At 68.0% G+C, this 16,406-nt stretch carries 17 protein-coding genes; 6 read left to right on the top strand and 11 right to left on the bottom strand.

The window, feature by feature from the left end:
* Window positions 1-301: 301 nt before the first annotated feature.
* Complete coding sequence (locus HUW62_RS00140) at window positions 302-709, top strand: cytochrome c oxidase assembly factor Coa1 family protein (RefSeq protein WP_176433187.1); 408 nt, start codon at window positions 302-304, stop codon at window positions 707-709.
* A gap of 19 nt (window positions 710-728) precedes the next feature.
* Here the strand turns inward: HUW62_RS00140 and HUW62_RS00145 are convergent, their stop codons facing one another.
* Window positions 729-1,613 carry an SDR family oxidoreductase gene (locus HUW62_RS00145; protein WP_176433188.1) on the bottom strand — a complete coding sequence of 295 codons (885 nt, stop codon included), beginning with the start codon at window positions 1,611-1,613 and terminating at the stop codon, window positions 729-731.
* A gap of 121 nt (window positions 1,614-1,734) precedes the next feature.
* Between HUW62_RS00145 and HUW62_RS00150 the strand changes: the two genes are divergently transcribed.
* Together HUW62_RS00150 and HUW62_RS00155 are read left to right on the top strand one after the other, a co-directional pair.
* Window positions 1,735-2,457, top strand: a complete 723-nt coding sequence (locus HUW62_RS00150; protein ID WP_176433189.1) for a TetR/AcrR family transcriptional regulator — start codon at window positions 1,735-1,737, stop codon at window positions 2,455-2,457.
* Window positions 2,458-2,528: 71 nt separating this feature from the next.
* Window positions 2,529-2,783 carry a hypothetical protein gene (locus HUW62_RS00155; RefSeq protein ID WP_176433190.1) on the top strand — a complete coding sequence of 85 codons (255 nt, stop codon included), beginning with the start codon at window positions 2,529-2,531 and terminating at the stop codon, window positions 2,781-2,783.
* A gap of 42 nt (window positions 2,784-2,825) precedes the next feature.
* Here HUW62_RS00155 and HUW62_RS00160 read toward each other — a convergent pair whose 3' ends face one another.
* Both HUW62_RS00160 and HUW62_RS00165 read right to left on the bottom strand, forming a co-directional pair.
* Window positions 2,826-3,860 carry a DUF3592 domain-containing protein gene (locus tag HUW62_RS00160; RefSeq protein ID WP_176433191.1) on the bottom strand — a complete coding sequence of 345 codons (1,035 nt, stop codon included), beginning with the start codon at window positions 3,858-3,860 and terminating at the stop codon, window positions 2,826-2,828.
* 79 nt (window positions 3,861-3,939) lie between these two features.
* Entirely contained in the window at window positions 3,940-4,722 is a 783-nt protein-coding gene (locus tag HUW62_RS00165; RefSeq protein WP_176433192.1) for an SDR family oxidoreductase, read from the bottom strand.
* Between the two features lie 121 nt (window positions 4,723-4,843).
* Here HUW62_RS00165 and HUW62_RS00170 point away from each other — a divergent pair, with 121 nt between their 5' ends.
* On the top strand, window positions 4,844-5,638 hold the full coding sequence (locus tag HUW62_RS00170; RefSeq protein ID WP_368670313.1) for a helix-turn-helix domain-containing protein: 795 nt from the start codon (window positions 4,844-4,846) through the stop codon (window positions 5,636-5,638).
* A gap of 3 nt (window positions 5,639-5,641) precedes the next feature.
* Here the strand turns inward: HUW62_RS00170 and HUW62_RS48340 are convergent, their stop codons facing one another.
* The 4 genes from HUW62_RS48340 to HUW62_RS00180 all read right to left on the bottom strand — a co-directional run bounded on the left by HUW62_RS48340 (window position 5,642) and on the right by HUW62_RS00180 (window position 7,336).
* Window positions 5,642-6,154, bottom strand: coding sequence for a hypothetical protein (locus HUW62_RS48340; RefSeq protein ID WP_255203126.1), 513 nt, complete (start codon window positions 6,152-6,154; stop codon window positions 5,642-5,644).
* Entirely contained in the window at window positions 6,151-6,375 is a 225-nt protein-coding gene (locus tag HUW62_RS48345; RefSeq protein ID WP_255203127.1) for a DUF3592 domain-containing protein, read from the bottom strand. Before HUW62_RS48345 ends, HUW62_RS48340 begins: the two co-directional genes overlap by 4 nt.
* Window positions 6,372-6,512, bottom strand: coding sequence for a hypothetical protein (locus HUW62_RS48350; protein ID WP_255203128.1), 141 nt, complete (start codon window positions 6,510-6,512; stop codon window positions 6,372-6,374). The genes HUW62_RS48345 and HUW62_RS48350 overlap by 4 nt, the downstream gene beginning before the upstream one ends.
* Before the next feature lie 86 nt (window positions 6,513-6,598).
* Window positions 6,599-7,336 (bottom strand): SDR family oxidoreductase, encoded by a 738-nt coding sequence (locus HUW62_RS00180; protein WP_163866609.1) that lies wholly within the window; start codon window positions 7,334-7,336, stop codon window positions 6,599-6,601.
* Between the two features lie 133 nt (window positions 7,337-7,469).
* On the opposite strand from HUW62_RS00180, the gene HUW62_RS00185 reads away from it, so the two are divergent.
* A complete protein-coding gene (locus HUW62_RS00185) occupies window positions 7,470-8,294 on the top strand; it encodes an AraC family transcriptional regulator (protein ID WP_176433194.1) in 825 nt (274 codons plus the stop codon).
* 61 nt (window positions 8,295-8,355) lie between these two features.
* On the opposite strand, the gene HUW62_RS00190 is transcribed toward HUW62_RS00185, so the two are convergent.
* From HUW62_RS00190 to HUW62_RS48355, 3 genes are all read right to left on the bottom strand, one after another.
* Window positions 8,356-11,259, bottom strand: a complete 2,904-nt coding sequence (locus tag HUW62_RS00190; RefSeq protein ID WP_255203129.1) for a PQQ-dependent sugar dehydrogenase — start codon at window positions 11,257-11,259, stop codon at window positions 8,356-8,358.
* 508 nt (window positions 11,260-11,767) lie between these two features.
* Complete coding sequence (locus tag HUW62_RS00195; protein ID WP_163866612.1) at window positions 11,768-12,514, bottom strand: hypothetical protein; 747 nt, start codon at window positions 12,512-12,514, stop codon at window positions 11,768-11,770.
* Window positions 12,515-12,636: 122 nt separating this feature from the next.
* The gene (locus tag HUW62_RS48355; protein WP_255203130.1) at window positions 12,637-12,771 is read right to left on the bottom strand and encodes a hypothetical protein; all 135 of its coding nucleotides are present in this window, start codon (window positions 12,769-12,771) and stop codon (window positions 12,637-12,639) included.
* Between the two features lie 190 nt (window positions 12,772-12,961).
* Between HUW62_RS48355 and HUW62_RS00200 the strand changes: the two genes are divergently transcribed.
* On the top strand, window positions 12,962-13,705 hold the full coding sequence (locus tag HUW62_RS00200) for an SDR family oxidoreductase (RefSeq protein ID WP_163866613.1): 744 nt from the start codon (window positions 12,962-12,964) through the stop codon (window positions 13,703-13,705).
* 40 nt (window positions 13,706-13,745) lie between these two features.
* Here HUW62_RS00200 and HUW62_RS00205 read toward each other — a convergent pair whose 3' ends face one another.
* Window positions 13,746-16,406, bottom strand: a complete 2,661-nt coding sequence (locus HUW62_RS00205) for a GAF domain-containing protein (protein WP_176433196.1) — start codon at window positions 16,404-16,406, stop codon at window positions 13,746-13,748.

Below are 16,406 nucleotides of genomic sequence, written 5' to 3' on the forward strand. Positions count from 1 at the left end.
CTGTTTTCGCAATACGGTTGGCACTGGTTCTCGCATCCCGTGCAGATGTCCCGGCAGTCCGCTCGACACTCCAGTTGGTCCGGACGGCCTCCACAGCCGCCGTAGCACTCCGACAGACAGGGCGTGAGCGCTTGCTGGACCGACTCGATGGTGGCAGCACCGTCTTCCACTGCACCGCCGCATCCCCCAGACAACACGCTGATAGGTAACAGCATCATGAATAGCAAACGCTTCATGGCATGCTCCTCCCGTAGGATGTGAAAGCTTACCAGTGCTTTCACACGGCAGCCAGATGGTCTACTTGAGCATCTACGTCGTCAGGCCTTTTGAGGGCCGGGAGCCAGGAATGTCGCCGACGCTGAAGTGGGGGCTCGGAGCGCTGGTAGGACTTCCGTTGATGTGCTGCGGCTGTGGCGGCATGTGGTTTCGGGGCCAGTTTCCCCATGAGGAGGCACTTGCGAGGGTGGTGAACCATCGTCAGGTCGTTCAGACACTGGGCGCTCCTGTGAGTGGCAGTTTCTTCTTCTCGGGGAAGACGCAGGCTCGCGGCGAGGCCGCGGTCGCCGAGATGGAGATTGCTTTGTCTGGAAGCAAACAGGACGGCGTGCTGCAGGTGAAGGCAGTTCAGACAAGCAAGGTCTGGGGATTCAGCCGCCTCCGGGTAATGGCGCGAGATGGCAAGATGGTCGACGTCGTCGGAGGGTTCTGATCGCTCTTTCGCCGCCGCGTCACCGTTTGCCGCCGTCTGTTCGACTCAGCGTCGCGGCAATCACCTCGCGCATGCCCGTCGGCGTGCGCCCGAGCAGCTTCCGCAGGGTGGGGTCGACGGCCGCGAACTCGCCAGCGCGGCTCGCGCGGTAGAGGCCAAGCGAGATGTCGACTCCGGGAGCGGGCATGCCGGACGCCTGGAGCTTCGCGCGCAGCTCGTCCTCTGACACGGTGCTTCGACGGAGCGGGCGCCCGAGGATGCTCGACGCCATGCCGCACAGCTCTTCGAAGTCGAACGCCTGCGCGGCCGTGAGCGGCGGCGTCGGGCCGTCGTACTGCCCCTCGTTCGCCAGGATGACGGCCGCTGCCTCCGCGAGGTCCGCGTGCGTGGTCCAGGAGACCTTGCCGTCCGCGGGCGCCTCGAAGACGCCTGTCTCCCGTCCCTTCGCCAGCAGGAGCATCGCGCTCGACGCGTAGAAGCCGTTGCGAAGCGCGGTCCACCGCAGACCGGAATCGCTCAGCAACTGCTCCGTCTCGGCATGGTCCAACATGGGGGGAAACGCCGACGAACGGCTCGCCGCCATGTGGCTGGTGTAGACGATGCGCCTGACGCCCGCGGACCGCGCGGCGTCGATGGCGGCGCGGTGCTGGGCGAGCGTGTCGCCGCCATACGCCCGCGCATTCGACGAGACGAGCAGGACCTGGGATGCCCCCTCGAAGGCCTGCGCGAGGCTCGCCGGGTCCGCGAAGTCACCGCGGCGCACCTGGATGCCACGCGCCGCCAGCTCCTGGGCCTTCCCCACGTCGCGGACGCTGACGGCGACCTGGTCCACCGGCACACGGGCGACGAGGCTCTCCACGATGAGACGGCCAAGCTGCCCCGTCGCTCCAGTCACCACAATCATCGAACACCCCTTTGATTCCAGTGGAAACAAATTTCCGTTTCCATGGATAACATAGGGCCTGCTAGCGCCGATATCAACTCGACATTAGCGACGCTATCGGGCTGCGTGTTATCTCCGTCCCATGACGGACCGCGAGAAGTTCGCCGCCGATGACGCGGATGGCTCCGATGTGCGCGCGCGCATCATCGAGGCCGCCGCCGAGCTCATCTCCTCCGGAGGCCCGGATGCCGCGACCACGCGCGCCGTGGCCTCCGCCGCGGGGGTGCAGGCTCCGACGCTGTACCGGCTCTTCGGAGACAAGCGCGGCCTCCTGGCGGCCGTCATCGAGCATGAGATGGCGCGCTACGTGTCGGCGAAGTCCAAGCGCAGGCCGCACCCGGACCCGCTCCAGGACTTTCGCGACGGCTGGGACATGCACGTCGCGTTCGGCCTCGGTCATCCCGGCCTGTTCGCGCTCATGAGCAGTGATCCTCAACTGTTGTCGCAATCGCCCGCCCAGGGCGACGGGGAGGCTGTCCTGCGGCGCCGCATCCGGAACATCGCGCTCGCGGGCAGGCTGCGGGTCAGTGAGGAGCGGGCGGTCGGCCTCGTGTCGGCGATGGGCACCGGGGCCGTGCTCACGCTCCTGGCCCAGCCCGAAGGCCAGCGCGACCTCGGGCTCGCTGACGCCGCGCGCGAGGCGGCCGTGGCCGCGATAACGAGCGAGGCGGTGACCCCGGCGAACGCGGAGGTCCGCGCGGTGGCCACGGCCCTGCGTGCGTCCGTTGCCCGGCTCCGTGTGCTCTCGAAGGGCGAAAGCCTGTTGTTGAGCGAGCTGCTCGAACGCATCGCGGACGCAGAGTGACGAAGGAGTCCGGCGCGGGGCCGCGGGCGCTCCTGCTGCGTCAAGGGAATGGCCTGGGTTAGGTTTCGCGCATGCGCGACCTGCAATCGCACCGATGGATGTGGGTCAAGGCCATCCTCTTCGTCCTCATCGGCCTCGTGGCGTCAGCGCTCATCCTCATGGAGCTGCCGGACTGGCGGACCCTGGTGCTGCTCATCCTCGCCATCTGGGCTTCCTGCCGCGCCTACTACTTCGCCTTCTACGTCCTCGAAAAATACATCGACCCGTCGTTCCGCTTCTCGGGCCTCATCTCGGTCCTCCGCTATCTCCTCAAGAAGAGCCCCTGACCCCGGGCTCCTTGGGATGTGATTGGGAGCGGGTCATGCGTGTCAGGCGGAGCGCTGCTCTTCCGGAACGGCCTCGCCCACCTTGAGGTGCTTTCGCAGCCAGTGCGCCAGCGCGTCTGCCTTGTCCTGCTGGTAGAAACTGGTGATGGCTTCCTGGCGGACCTCGCCGTCGCCGGTGGAGAACTCGAGTGTGAGCTGGTAGCTGCCCACCTCTTTCGCCGGGGGCTTGCGAAGCTGGGGTTCGACGCGGAGTGACAGCACGTCGCTCCACCGGACGTCGAGCCGGTGCCTCCGTTTGAGGTACGGCGGCAGGGAGAGGCTTCGAGACCGGGCGATGAGGCGCAGGTCGTAGTGCCCGGCCCTCTCCCGCGCGCGCGACCACCGCCCGGCGTACACACCGCAGGCGATGACGACTGCCCAGGCCCCCACACCCACGGGAAGCGGTGCGTCGAGGCCCATGGTGCCCGCAGTGAGCAGGAAGCACACCACGGCGGAGCCAAACAGGACCAGGGACACCAGTGCCGCCGTCCACGGCCCTTCCAGCGTCACGCACTCGCTGCCGTCCTCGCGGGCGAAGGTGGACAAGAGCGGTGGCTCCGACTTCCAGGAACTCACCACTGCGCGGCCCAGCCAGAACGCAATCAGGTTGAAGGGAGTCATGAGCATGAACAGGAACAGCTCCGAGCTGTCCAGGCCCGCTTTCAGCACCGCCTCCGAGGGCTGCTCGGGCTGGTAGTAGACGGGGACGCTCGCCCCGACGGGGTAGCGTGCCATCTGCTCCTCCGCGACCCCGCGGTCTCCCGACATCGACTCGGTGATTTGGACGGTGCTGCCCTCGTGGCTCTGCCCGTCGACGGAGTAGGTGTAGGCCAGCTTCAGGCCATGATTGGTGCTCTTGTTCGAGCGCACGGAAGTCACCTCGCTCCGGATGACGGTGCCCTGCACGGAGGGCCAGCTCGCCGTCCGTGCCTGTCTGACCAGGTTGGAGGCGGCGAGATAGTCGAAGGCCGCCGTCATGGTCACCCACGGCAACACGAACACGAGGAAAAAGAAGAGCGAGCCCAGGCGAGCAAACATGACCTCACTCTACAGGGATACTCCGGAACAAGAGGAGGCCCGTTGTCGCCGGGGGGGGGCGCGTAACGCAACTGCAACCTCAACCTGGTTGCTTCTCCAGGTACTCCCGTACGCGCGCGAACGCATTCGGCTGCGTATAGACGTCACCCCGGCCGTTCAGGGCCGCGTCGCACACCACCCGAGCGACCTCCTCCGCCGTCTGTGTCGCGCCGCCGATGGCCGCGAGGACCTCGGCGGGGAGCTTCCCGCTGTCCATCATGCGCTGCCCCAGCGCGTTCTGGCCGAAGTCGGTCGCGATTCGCCCGGGGTAGACGACCACCACGCGGAGGTGAGGGTGCGAGCCCGCGAGCTCGATGCGGAACGCCTCGGAGAGCGACATCATCGCGGCCTTGGCCGCGGCGTAGGCGGCGCGCGGAGGGAGCGGGGTGCGGCCAAGAAGCGACGACACGTTCACGATGGCGCCCGTGCCACGCGCCTGGAGATGCGGCGTCACGACCTGCATGCCGTAGAGCACCGATTTCACGTTGTCGCGAATCATCGCGTCGACGTCGTCGTCGGTGATTTCGAGCAGCGGGCGGCCGATGCCTCGACCCACGTTGTTGATCCAGATGTCGACGCGGCCGAACTTCGCGACGGCCTCATCGAAGATGTGCCGCACGTCGTCGCGCTTCGTCACATCGGCGACGACGGCGTGGGCCTGGTTCCCACAGCGCCTGGCCACTTCTTCGAGCGGACCGGTGCGCCGAGCGGCCAGTACGACCGATGCGCCCCGTCGCGCGAGCTCCTCGGCGACAGCGGCTCCGACACCTCCACTCGCTCCAGTGACAACCACGACGCGGTCCGCGAAATCTCGAGGGCTCATGCTGTCCCTTGTACCCGCCGCCGCCGTCCTCCGATTGGAAGGACCGGACATCTTCACGGTTGCTCCGCGCCGGCTTGAACGGACGAGGTGCCCGCGCGAGAGTATGCGGGTGCCGCGCACGATGGACTCCGTCGCCTCGACGTTCTCTCTTTCCCGCTTCGTCGAAGACGCTCGCGTTGTCATGTCCGTCGCTGGACGCGCCCGCCAACTCGCACGGCTGCCCGACGGGAGAACGACCCTGGTCATTCGAATGTTCGACGAGGGGCGGCGCGGGGATGTGTGCGTCGCGGGCCCCCGAACGCGGGCGCTGTTCAAGAACGTCACCGGTGACGCACGCGCGGTCATCCTTCAGTTCAAGCCTGGCTGGTCGGCGCCGCTCCTGGGCGTGGGAGCGAGCGCGCTGACGGACCGCATCGTCCCGTTGGAAGACCTCTGGGGTCACTCAGGCAGTGACCTCTGCCATGCGCTCCTCGCGGCGCGGGGCCTGCCGGAGGTGCTTGACCGCCTCTCCCAGGCGATGGCCCTTCGCACCCGCCAGACCTTCGAACCTGCCTCGGCACGGCTGGCTCGCCGCGCGGTTCGCTTGCTCGAAGGCGACGAGGTTCGAGTGGAGCGCGTGGCGGCGCGACTTGGCGTCACGGCGCGGCATCTTCGTCGTGCCTTCACGGAGAGCATCGGCATCGGGCCCAAGGACTTCGCGCGGACGGTTCGCCTGCGGCGCGCCGTGAGGCTGGCGGAGACCTCGAAGGACTGGGGTCGCATCGCCGCGGAGGCGGGCTACTACGACCAGTCGCACCTCATCGCGGACTTCAGGGAGCTCATCGGGCTCACACCGGGAACCTTCCTGAAGCGCGCGGGCGAGCGGTTCGGCCCTGGCGAGGCGGAGGCCGGGTTCCACGACGCGGCAGGGAGATGAGCCTCACGCTCCAGCGGAGCGCAGCTCGTCCGGAGCGGTCTCACCCAGCTTGAGGTGCTTTCGCAGCCAGTGTTCCAGCGCTTCTGCCTCCTCCTGGCGGGAGAAATCCGCGATGGCTTCCTGGTGCTCCCCTCCGTGGGCGGTGGAAACCTCCAGGGTGAGTCGGTAGAGGCTCACGTCCTTCCCCTTGGGCGTGCGGAGCTGGGGGACGATGCGGAGCGCCAGCACGTCGCGCCACCGCAGGTCGAGCCGGTGCTTGCGTGCGGAGAAGGGCGGCAGGGAGAGGCTTTTCGCCTGGGCGTGGAGGCGCAGGTCATGGTGCCCGGCCTTCAGGCGTGCGCGCGCCTTTCGCGCGGCGAACACTCCGCAGGCGATGACGAGCCCCCAGGCCCCCACGCCCACGGGCAGCGGTGCGGAGAACCCGCCCGTGAGTCCCCCGAGCGCGAAGCACACGATTCCGGAGACTCCCAAGGCCAGGCTCGTCCTCCTGATGGGCGACGGTGCATCGAGCGTCACGCACTCGCTGCCCTCCTCCCGGAAGAAGGGAGACACGAGGGCTCTGGCTTCGAGGGCCACATCATCAAGGCGCACAGCCAGAGCGCTATCAGGTTGAAGGGCATCAGACCCAAGAGCACGAACAGCTCCGAGCTATCCAGGCCCACCTCCAACACCGCCTCCGAGGATTGCCCTGGCCGGTAGTACACGGGCACGCTGGCGCCGACGGGGTAGCGCTTCACCAGCCGGAGGGCCAGCTCGTCACCTGTACCTGGCGCACCATGGTGGAGATGATGAAGGAGTCCGCGGTCCCCGTGAGGGCCGTCCACGGCAACACGAACACGAGAAACAAGCAGGACGAGCCCGCGCGAGAAGACATGGCCCCTGTCTACAGGGGACCGGGGCATCGGGTTTCGGCGAGGTGCTGGACGCCACCACGCGTCTTCGTTGACGCGCGCAGGGCCGTCAGCTCTGGGCCGTGGGCCGGATGAGAATCTCGCTGACGTCGACGTCAGCGGGTTGTTCGAGCGCGAAGGCGATGGCGCGGGCAATCGCCTCCGGAGGCATCGCGAGCTGCTCTCGAATCGTCTCGAGCTGAGCCTTCACCTCGGGGTTCGACACGTGCTCCGCGAAGTTCGTCCGGGTGACCCCCGGTGAGATGATGGTGACCCGCAGCTTGTCGCCCGCTTCCTGTCGCAGGCCCTCGGAGATGGCGCGCACGGCGAACTTCGTTCCGGCATAGACGGCCTGGTTCGGGACGATGCGATGTCCCGCCGAGGACGCGGTGTGGACGAAGTGCCCGAAGCCTTGCCGGCGGAAGAGCGGCAGCGCCGCGGCGATGCCATACAGGACACCCTTGATGTTGATGTCGACCATGTCCTCCCAGTCCTGGACGCGCAGGTCGTCGAGCGGAGAGATGGGCATGACCCCGGCGTTGCTGATGAGGACATCGAGCCTGCCGTATCGCTGGTTCGCCAGCTCGACGAGATGGGAGACGTCCTCGCGTCGCCTCACGTCCGTGCGCGCATGGAGGGCCTCTCCGCCAGTGCCCGTGATGTTCGCCGCGAGCGCTTCGAGGCGGTCGAGGCCTCGCGCGCCCAGGGCGAGCTTCGCGCCCCGCTGGGCGAGCAGCCGTGCTGTCGCCTCACCGATTCCACTGCTGGCGCCGGTGATGGCAACCACCTTCCCTTCGATTCCCGACATCTGGAGAGCCTCCTGCTTCAAGAGAGGAGGGATACGTAGGGCACGGGCGGAGGGCGGGCTTGGGCATTGTTGGCGGGAGATGCTCCGCCAAGAACGCCCAAGCGCCAGGCGCGGGCCGGGTTAGGTTTGGGGCGTGGGTTCTCCGCTGTCCATCCGCGCCTTCTTCCCTCCCGAAGTGCCGGGCCTGCGAGTGGTGCGCTACAGGACCGATGGGCGGCTGTGGCGTGCGGTGAAGGAGCGCTACTCGGTGATGATGACGTACGCCGGGCGAGCGGAGTGGACGTGTGATGGGGAGGTCCGCTACTCGACGCCGGGGACCCTCGATATCAAGCAGCGTGGAGACGTCTATCGAGACCTCCGTCGTGATGGGCCCGCGTGCTTCCAGGTGTTTGCCTTCGACGAGGCACTCGTCGCCGAGGCGCGAGAGCGAATGCGCCTGCCAGCCTCCTCCCGCCTGCTTCACGCCCAGCTCGCGAGAGAGCTCCCCGCCGCCGCGCCCTTCGTCCGGCTCCATGCCTTGTTCACCGACGAGGGGCCCAGGCCCTCCTCCAGCGCCCTGATGCTCCAGACCGCGGCCATCGAGGCGCTCTCGGCGCTGGTGGGCTGCTTCGGGGCGTCGCCCTCCGCTCCCATGCGGCACTCGAGTCGGTCTGTCCGCAGGGCGTTCGAGGTGTTGCATGCCTCCCTGGAGGAGGGCATCTCGCTGGACGCGCTGGCCGGACATGCGGGCCTGGACAAGTTCCATCTGTGTCGCGCGTTCCGCGAGGAGGTGGGGATGCCGCCCTACGCGTACCTCACCCACCTGCGCGTCTCCCGGGCCATGGGGCTCCTGACCCAAGGGAGGTCTCCCTCGTCCGTTGCTCCCCAGGTGGGGTTCTACGACCAGAGCCAGCTCAACAGGCACTTCAAGCGCATCGTCGGGCTCACGCCGGGACAGTTCGCGCGCTCCGTGCAGTGACGACCTGGTTCACCCGCGGCCGGACCCTGATGGCCCGGCCGCGAGTCATGACGCTGGTCCGTCAGGCACCGGGGCAGGTCGCGGGCTCCAGGTAGAAGCCTTCCCACGAGCCCGCGTCAGCGGGATTGCAGATGCCCCCGTTGCCGGCGTTGCCGCTCTGGATGGGCGCGGCGAGGGTGTTCTCCTTCCAGTTGCGCGCGGTGCCCGTCGACGCTTCGAAGCCATGGCGGTTGCGGCCGCCGTGGACGCCGCACGCGTGGCGGGTGAACGGCTCCGCCGTGCTGAGCGTGGCGTTCACGGTGAGCTGGTCCGCGACCACCGCCACGTACGCGCCGCTCGCTCCCTTGAGCTTGTACTTCGTGCCGCTCGTGACGAGCTCGAAGACCGCGCCACCCGCCTGGGTCGTGCTGATGGCGGCCACCTTGCCCGCCCCGTCGACGGTGAGCCAGTTGTCGCTGCGCTCGCTCTGGATGCGGAAGCAGCCCGCGGCGCTGGTCTCGATGCGGCACGTCGCATCGCAGCCATCGCCCGGCTGGGTGTTCCCATCGTCGCACTGCTCGCCGCTCTCGACGGTGCCGTTGCCGCACACGGGGCCGGTGCCGCCCCCAGGGCAGCTCACCGGTTCGAGGTAGAAGCCCTCCCAGGTGCCCGCATCGGCCGGGTTGCAGGCGCCGCCGTTGCCGCCGTCACCGCTCTGGATGGGCCCGTCCGGCGTCGTCTCCTTCCAATGCGGCGCGCTCCCCGCCGACGCCTGGAATCCAACCCGCGTGCGCGCGCCAAAGCCGCAGGGAATCTGGGTGAAGGACTCCCCGCTGGCGAAGTTGGCGCTCATGGCGAGCTGATTGGTCACCACCGTCAGGAACGCGTCTCCCGAGCCCTTGAGCTTGTACTTCGCGCCGTTCGGAACGAGCTGGAAGATCTGCCCTCCTGCCTGCGTCGCGCTGCCGGCGACGACCTTGCCCGCGACGTCGACGGTGAGCCACTTGTCGCTGCGCTCGCTTTGAATCTGGTAGCAGCTCCCGCCCGAAGTCTCCGTGAACGTGGCCGTGTAGGTGGCCGCGCTGGCGGGCGTGGTGAAGGCATGGATTCGCGCGCCGCCGTCGGACCACGAGGAGAACGCGTAGAACTTTCCGTTCGAGTACTGCGGCGACTCGGCGCCCACCGAGCGCATGACGCCGACCACGCCCGTCGTATCGTGCGGCGCGGCGAACGGTTGCCCGTCCATCAATACCTGGAGTCCGCTCGGCACGCTGGTCACCCTGAGCGGTACGGTGATGGGGTGGATGTCGCGATACACCGTGTGGGTGAGGCCGATGGAGTCGCGCACCGTGAGCGCCAAGCGGTACCAGACATTGGCGGAGCTCTCGCCGATGTTGGGGATGGGCCAGCTTCCACTCGTGATGTCGGTGGTATCGGGCATGGCCGGATGCGTGTGGGTATCGTGATGGAAGGCGATGCTCCAGGTCATCGCGCTCGGCGGCAGCGCGCCATCCTCCAGGTCGCTGGCCGAGCCGGAGAACAGCAGGTCGGTCGCCGCGGTGTAGGTCGCGCCCACGGCCGGCGTCACAATCGTGGCCACCGGCGGTTTGTTGGACGTCACCGTCAGCACCGCCTCGGTGCTGGTGGCCGAGCCAATCCCGTTGGTCACGACCACCCGGAAGCGCGCGCCGTTGTCGGCGAGCTGCGCGGCGTTCAGCACGTAGCTCGTCGAAGTCGCACCGGCGATGTCCACGCCATTGCGCTGCCACCGATAGGTGAGCGGCGGCTCGCCGCTCGCGGACACCGTGAAGGTCGCCGGAGTGCCGACCGACACCAACGTGCTCGCCGGTTGCTGCGCGATGCTCGGCGGCAGCGAAGCCGTGTAGGCGATGCGACCCACCTGGCCCGCGTTGCGCGCCAGGTAGTAGAGGGCGCCGTCCGGCCCCACGTCGAGGTCCACCGGCCCCGGGACGGTCGTCGCGAACAGCGAGGTCGCGCCAGTGCTCGGGTTGATGCGGGAGATCCAATCGTTGGTGAAGTCCGCGTAGAAGTATTGGCCGACGTACGCGCTGGGAAACGCGGAGACCGGTGGGTTGTAGAAGGCCCCGCCGGCGATGCAGTTGCCGAAGGCCGTGCCGGAGCCATGTGGGTACGCGAAGAACGGCGGCGTGAGCCCCGGGCGGTTCGTGAAGTAGCCTTCCGTCATCGGCCAGCCGTAGTTGGCACCGGCCACGCCGCGGTTGATTTCCTCCCAGCCGCCTTCGCCCACGTCGTTGATGAACAGGATGCCCGTGCCGGGCTGGACGTCGAAGGTGAAGGGGTTGCGCAGCCCCATGGCCCAGGTCGCCTTGGCCAGCCCGGTGGCCGTCGCATAGAACGGATTGTCCGTGGGAATGGTGCCGTCCGAGTTGAAGCGCAGCATCTTCCCGAGGGGCGTATTCAGGCTCTGCGAGTTGGAAGAGACCGCGTTTTCTCCGACGGAGACGTAGAGCTTGCCGTCGAGGCCAAAGCGGACCGCGCCGCCGTTGTGATTGGCGGCGTCGAGCGTCGGAAGGTCGGCGAGCACCAGCTCGCTTCCGGGAACCACGACGTTGCCGTTGGCGGTGAAGCGGCTGACTCGATTGTGGATGCTGCCCGCGACGGACGTGTAATAGACATACAGATGATTGTTGCTGGCGAAGTTGGGGTCGAACGCGACGCCCATCAGCCCGCGCTCGTTGCCGGTGTCCACCGCGAGCGTCAAGAAGGGAGTCGCCAGGAGCTGGCCGTTCTGGACGATGCGCAGCGAGCCGTTCTTCTCCGAGACGAACAGGCGCCCGTCGGGCGCGAAGGTCATGGTCGTCGGCCCCGAGAGGCCACCGACGAAGACGGAGTCGGCGAAGTTGGCGTCTTGGACGACCGCGCCCGCGCGAGCATCCCCGAGCTCCGGTTTCTCCGGCGGCGACTCCATCGAGCAGCCCACGACGAGGGCGAGGACCGCGCACATGACGATGCGCGGACTGGGGCCCCACGCTCTGACACTCGTTCTCACCTGTGATTGCATCGCGGCTTCTCCCGGTTGAACAGGCTCACACGGCCCAGGGACTGCGTGAGCGCTGGTGGTGGTGCTGTCCGGTTTTACATCGAAAACCTGTTTGTCTGAGCGACATATCAAGTCTCTCAATTCTTGGATGTAAGGGCGCGTGCACTTAGACAGGCGGTTCCGTCGTGTGCTGCTGGAACCTTGAACCCAAGGAAGAAGGCGAGTGATGCGAAGGGCTCTGTCACGAGCAGGTGACAGAGTCATGTCTGCCCGACGAGAGGTTCGAGGGCGTCCATCCCAATCGGACGTACATCCTCGCCACGGGCAGCTCACACAAGGTGATGAAGGACAAGGAGCAGGTGGCTCTTGATGCCATCATGGCAATCATTGACCGCTCCAGCAGACAAGAGCCGGACACGCTCGACGGTGGAGTGAGTCCTTGCCTGGCTCCAGCAGGTCTGGGCGCGGGGCGTCACTCCCACGCGGACAACAGGTCGAAGTCCTTGGCGGAGAAGCGGCCTGTCTCCAGGCCATTGGTCACCCACGCGGCCTCGAGCCGCAGCGACTCACGCAGGTTCCGGTAGGCCTGGACGTCGCTGAGACTGGGGGCCACGCCGCCGCCGATGTCATCCACTGTCTCGGGTGTCGTCCACATCCGGTCCCCTGGCTTCCGGTCGAACATGAAGTTGTGGTTGTGGACGTGGGCCACCAGCCTGAAGCCGCGCGCGATGTCCTGGGCCACCCGCTCCGTCACCTCTGACCGGAGCTTTCCTCCCACGTGGTCCGCGCCGGAGAAATAGACGCGCACCCGTTCCGGGCCGCGCAGGACGTAGGCGTGGAACTCGGTGGGGTGCTCCAGCATGGGGAAGCGCCGGGCCTGCCGTTGGAAGAGCCTCCACTCCAGGCAGGAGCTGGGGCCGACCGCGCCGGCGCTCCCGTCGAGCACGCGGGCGCTGTTCTCCGCCTCGCGCCGGGCGACGTCCTTCCGGGCCGCGAAGCGCGCCTGCGAGCGCTCCAGGAGGGCGCGCTGCACGAGCGCGGGTTCGCCGAGCCGGGTGCGCAGGGCCTCCCGGTAGCGCTGGCGCTCCGCGTCCTCGGGCGCGTCCGCCCACCACGCGGGGGTGTCGGGAAAGTCGAAGACCTCATGCCGCTCGCCGGGAAGGGGCTTCCCCTCCACCGCGATGACCTCCGTGGGCTGCTCGGTGAGCTCGCAAGGCATCTGCGCGGCCGTGGGGTGGCTCGTTCGACATGCGGGGGCCGACAGTCCGAGGAGGAGGGCGGCTCCGAAGCAGAGGTGTCTTCGCATGAGCGCGAGCATACGGGGGCCTCCGATTCCACACGTCAGGGACGGAATGCGTCCGCGAAGCGCTCGGAGATGATGAGGTCCGAGCCGGCGCCGCTGGACTGGATGAAGTCGCCGGGCGCGGCTCCGTTCAGCCGCGGCTCGACCCGGTAGGGAGGAAGCCACGTCCGCATCCCAACGACGCCCCCGCACTCCTGGCACCGCTTCGCATCCGGCAACCCATACCCCTCCAGTTGAGGGGAGGGACCCGTGGCTGGACTCTCGCCAAAGAAATGTGGACCCCTCATGGTGGAGAGTCCTGCCGGCCGCGCGTACCTTGGGACCATCAACGCCGCGCGAATCGCGGCCACCCCAGGAGTCGACATGAAGACGGTGCTCATCACGGGTTGTTCCTCTGGCTACGGACTCGAGACCGCGCGCTACTTCCACGAGAAGGGCTGGAACGTGGTCGCCACCATGCGCACGCCGCGCGAGGACGTCCTCCCGCGTTCGGACCGGCTGCGCGTGGTGCCGCTCGACGTGACGAAGCCCGAGAGCATCGCCGCGGCGCTGGAGGCGAGCGGGCCCATCGACGTGCTCGTCAACAACGCGGGCCTCGGGCTGATGGGTGCCTTCGAGGCCACGCCGATGGCCACGGTGCGCGACGTGTTCGAGACCAACGTCTTCGGGGTGATGGCGATGACGCAGGCGGTGCTGCCCCAGTTTCGCGCACGCAAGTCGGGCGTGGTCGTGAACGTGACGTCCAGCGCGACGCTGGCGCCGATGCCACTGGTGGCCGTGTACACCGCGAGCAAGGTGGCCATCGAGGGATTCACCGCGTCGCTCGCGTTCGAGCTCGAAGCCTTCAACCTGCGCGTGAAACTCGTCGAGCCGGGCTATGGCCCGAGCACCCGCTTCACGAGCAACGGAAGCGCCCGCATGGAGGGGCTGTTCCCCGAGCCGTACGCGCCTTTCGCGCAGCGCATCTTCGCCGCCTTCGGGCAGCCGGCGGCGGTGACGCGCGAGTCCGACGTGGCCGAAGGCGTCTGGCTCGCCGCGAACGACACGTCGGGGACGCTCCGTTTCCCAGCGGGGCCCGACGCGGTCGCGCTGGCCCGGTCGGCGTGAGCGGGCCTGGCGCGGGTGCGTCAGCCGGCGTGGACCGGGGCTACTCGAACACCCTGGGCCGCTTGGGCCAGTAGATGTGGAACGCCGCCCCGGCTCCCAGCGTGGACTCCACGGCCACGCGCCCACCTCGCGTCTCGACGATCTTCTTCACCACCGACAGGCCAATCCCCGTTCCCTCGACCTTGTCGCGCGCTTCCAGGGTCTGGAAGATGCCCCAGATGCGGTCGTGGAACTGCGGATCGATTCCAGGGCCGTTGTCCTTCACCGTGAAGTCGTGGAAGGCCCCCGCGTCGGTGCAGGTGACCTCGATGCGTGAGTCCGTCCTTCCCGCATGCTTGAGGGCGTTGCTCATCAGGTTCATGAACACCTGCTGGAGCGGCACCCGTTCCGCCTGGAGCGTGGGCATCCCCGCGCCGACGACGATGGTCGCTTCGGCGGGGGGCGCGAGGAGGTCGCGGCTCTCCATCAGCAGCACCCTCACGTCCACCGTCTCCAGCTTCTCGCGAATCCGGCTGACGCGCGAATAGCTCAGGATGCCGTTGATCAACGCCTCCATCCGGTGAACGCGCCCCCGCAGGAGGCGCATCTGCCCGCGCGTCTCCTCGGTCATCGTGTCCGCGAGCCCTTCTTCAATCCACTCGGACAGGCTGGAGATGCCGCGCAGCGGGGCCTTCAGGTCGTGCGACGCGACGTAGGCGAACTGGTCGAGGTCCTGGTTGGTGATCTCCAGCTCTTCGCGGAGCCGCTCCGCGCGCTGGCGGGCGCGGACCTGGTCGGTCACCTCGAAGGCGACCACCGCGATGCCTTCGACTGTTCCGGAGGAGTCATAGATGGGCTGGTAGATGAAGTTGAAGAAGCAGTCCTTGACCACGCCCTGGCGCAGGACCGGGACCTGCAACTCGTTCCCGAAGAACGGCTCTCCAGTCAGGTACACCCGGTCGAGCAACGGAACAATCTGCTCATGCAACTCGGGCAGTGCCTCGCGCACGGGCTTGCCCGCGATGTCGCGATCGCCGATGAGCTGGACGTAGCGCGGATTCGCGAACTCGAAGACATGGTCGCGCCCGCGCATGACGCAGATGCCCGCCGGGGCCTGCATGAACAGCGACTCCAGGCGCGAGCGCTGCCGCTCGGCCTCCGCGAGCGCGGCCTGCTCCCGGGCAAGCAGCAGCGTCCGCTCGTCCTCGACGCGTTTGCGCTCGATGCCGACCGCGATGGAGTTGGCCACGGATGCCAGGACGACCATCGTCTCCGGAGCGAGCGCCTTCTTCGAGAACAGCGCCAGCACCCCCGTCAGATTGCCGTCGACGATGAGCGGATGGCCGGCGAAGGACCGCATCCCCTCGTGCGCCGCCCAGGCGGGGTCGCCCACGCGCGGGTCGTTCAGCACGTCATTCGTGAGGTGCGGCTCGCGGGTCTGGGCAATCTCCAGGACGCCGACGGGCACCCCGCCGTGTGCGCCCTCCAGAGAGGTATCGAGTCCGGCACTCGCCTGGAGCTCGAGCATGCCCCCCGGCGGGTCGAGCACCCAGATGCGGGCGAAGGCCGCGTCCACGTGTGTCACGAGCGCCTCACAGCACCGCCGGAGCTGCTCGTGAAGCGAGGCCAGGCTGGTCAGCGCCGCGCCGATGTCCGCTCCGAGCTGCGCATGTCGCGTATTCGCGCGGGCCTCTTCATAGACCTTCGCGCTCGACAAGGTCGTCGCGATGTGACCGGCGGCGAGGTCGAAGAAGTCCCGGTAGGCGTCATCCAGCAGGCGGCGCGGGCTGACGCCCATCACGACGAAGCCCTGGAGCGAGTTCTCTCCCGAGCGGAACAGCGGGTGCACCATGGCCTCCCGGGCCGGCTCCGGCCACCCACCCCCAGGCCAGGGTCCGAGCGGCTCGGAGCAGGCCACGCGCACGGGGCGCTGCGTGCGGGCGACCTCGGCGAAGGGCCAGAGGCCGACTTCCCCCTCTCTGAGTTCGATTCGCGCGGGGCTCGAAGGTCCACCCTCCTCGAGGCCCAGGGTGGCCGCGAGGCGCACCTCCGTTTCATTGGGCTCGAGCAGGTACATCAGCGCGAACGACACGTCGTGCTGTCCCGTGGAGAGCGTCCGCATCGACTGCGCGCAGGCCTCCTCCACGGTGGCGGTCGGCGCCGCGGCCGTCTGTGCCCCCAGGGCGCGCAGGAGCCGGAGCCGTCGCTCGCTCAAGAGCCGCGGCGTCGTCTCGGCACAGGCACAGAAGATTCCTCCGACACTCCCATCCTCGTTCCAGAGGGGCGCATAGGAGAACGTGAAGTAGGTCTCTTCCAGGTACCCGTTGCGCGTCATCATCAACGGGAAGTCTTCCGACCAGGTCGCCTTGCCGGTGGCGCGCACCCCTTCGAGCATCGGGCCGATGACGTCCCAGATCTCCCCCCAGCACTCGCGCCCGGGGCGGCCCAGGAACTGGGGGTGCTTGTGCACGCCGAGGATGGGGCGATAGGCGTCGTTGTAGAAACGCGCGAACTCGGGCCCCCACCAGATTTCGATGGGATGGCGCGAGGCCAGGCAGATGCTGACCGCCGTGCGCAGGCTCTGCGGCCACTCTTCCACGGGGCCCACCGGGCAGCTCGCCCAGTCGAACTCCCGCATCCGGCGGGCCATCTCTCCATCCCCCGCGAGAAAGGGGGCGTCGAGGGAGGGCGCCGCTTCCGCGAGGACGTCGCTGTGATTCAT

It is taken from the genome of Myxococcus sp. AM011 (assembly GCF_013372595.1).
Lineage (GTDB): Bacteria > Myxococcota > Myxococcia > Myxococcales > Myxococcaceae > Myxococcus > Myxococcus eversor.

Excerpts from the sequence above, each read along its gene's own strand:
- HUW62_RS00165 (WP_176433192.1), bottom strand. The coding sequence starts at position 4,722 with ATGAGCCCTCGAGATTTCGCGGACCGCGTCGTGGTTGTCACTGGAGCG.
- HUW62_RS48350 (WP_255203128.1), bottom strand. The coding sequence starts at position 6,512 with ATGTCTTCTCGCGCGGGCTCGTCCTGCTTGTTTCTCGTGTTCGTGTTG.
- HUW62_RS48355 (WP_255203130.1), bottom strand. The coding sequence starts at position 12,771 with ATGCGGACGTGGCTTCCTCCCTACCGGGTCGAGCCGCGGCTGAACGGA.
- HUW62_RS00155 (WP_176433190.1), top strand. The coding sequence starts at position 2,529 with ATGCGCGACCTGCAATCGCACCGATGGATGTGGGTCAAGGCCATCCTC.
- HUW62_RS00145 (WP_176433188.1), bottom strand. The coding sequence starts at position 1,613 with ATGATTGTGGTGACTGGAGCGACGGGGCAGCTTGGCCGTCTCATCGTG.
- HUW62_RS00190 (WP_255203129.1), bottom strand. The coding sequence starts at position 11,259 with ATGTGCGCGGTCCTCGCCCTCGTCGTGGGCTGCTCGATGGAGTCGCCG.
- HUW62_RS00195 (WP_163866612.1), bottom strand. The coding sequence starts at position 12,514 with ATGCCTTGCGAGCTCACCGAGCAGCCCACGGAGGTCATCGCGGTGGAG.
- HUW62_RS00180 (WP_163866609.1), bottom strand. The coding sequence starts at position 7,336 with ATGTCGGGAATCGAAGGGAAGGTGGTTGCCATCACCGGCGCCAGCAGT.
- HUW62_RS00170 (WP_368670313.1), top strand. The coding sequence starts at position 4,844 with ATGGACTCCGTCGCCTCGACGTTCTCTCTTTCCCGCTTCGTCGAAGAC.
- HUW62_RS00150 (WP_176433189.1), top strand. The coding sequence starts at position 1,735 with ATGACGGACCGCGAGAAGTTCGCCGCCGATGACGCGGATGGCTCCGAT.
- HUW62_RS00200 (WP_163866613.1), top strand. The coding sequence starts at position 12,962 with ATGAAGACGGTGCTCATCACGGGTTGTTCCTCTGGCTACGGACTCGAG.
- HUW62_RS00205 (WP_176433196.1), bottom strand. The coding sequence starts at position 16,406 with ATGAATCACAGCGACGTCCTCGCGGAAGCGGCGCCCTCCCTCGACGCC.
- HUW62_RS00160 (WP_176433191.1), bottom strand. The coding sequence starts at position 3,860 with ATGTTTGCTCGCCTGGGCTCGCTCTTCTTTTTCCTCGTGTTCGTGTTG.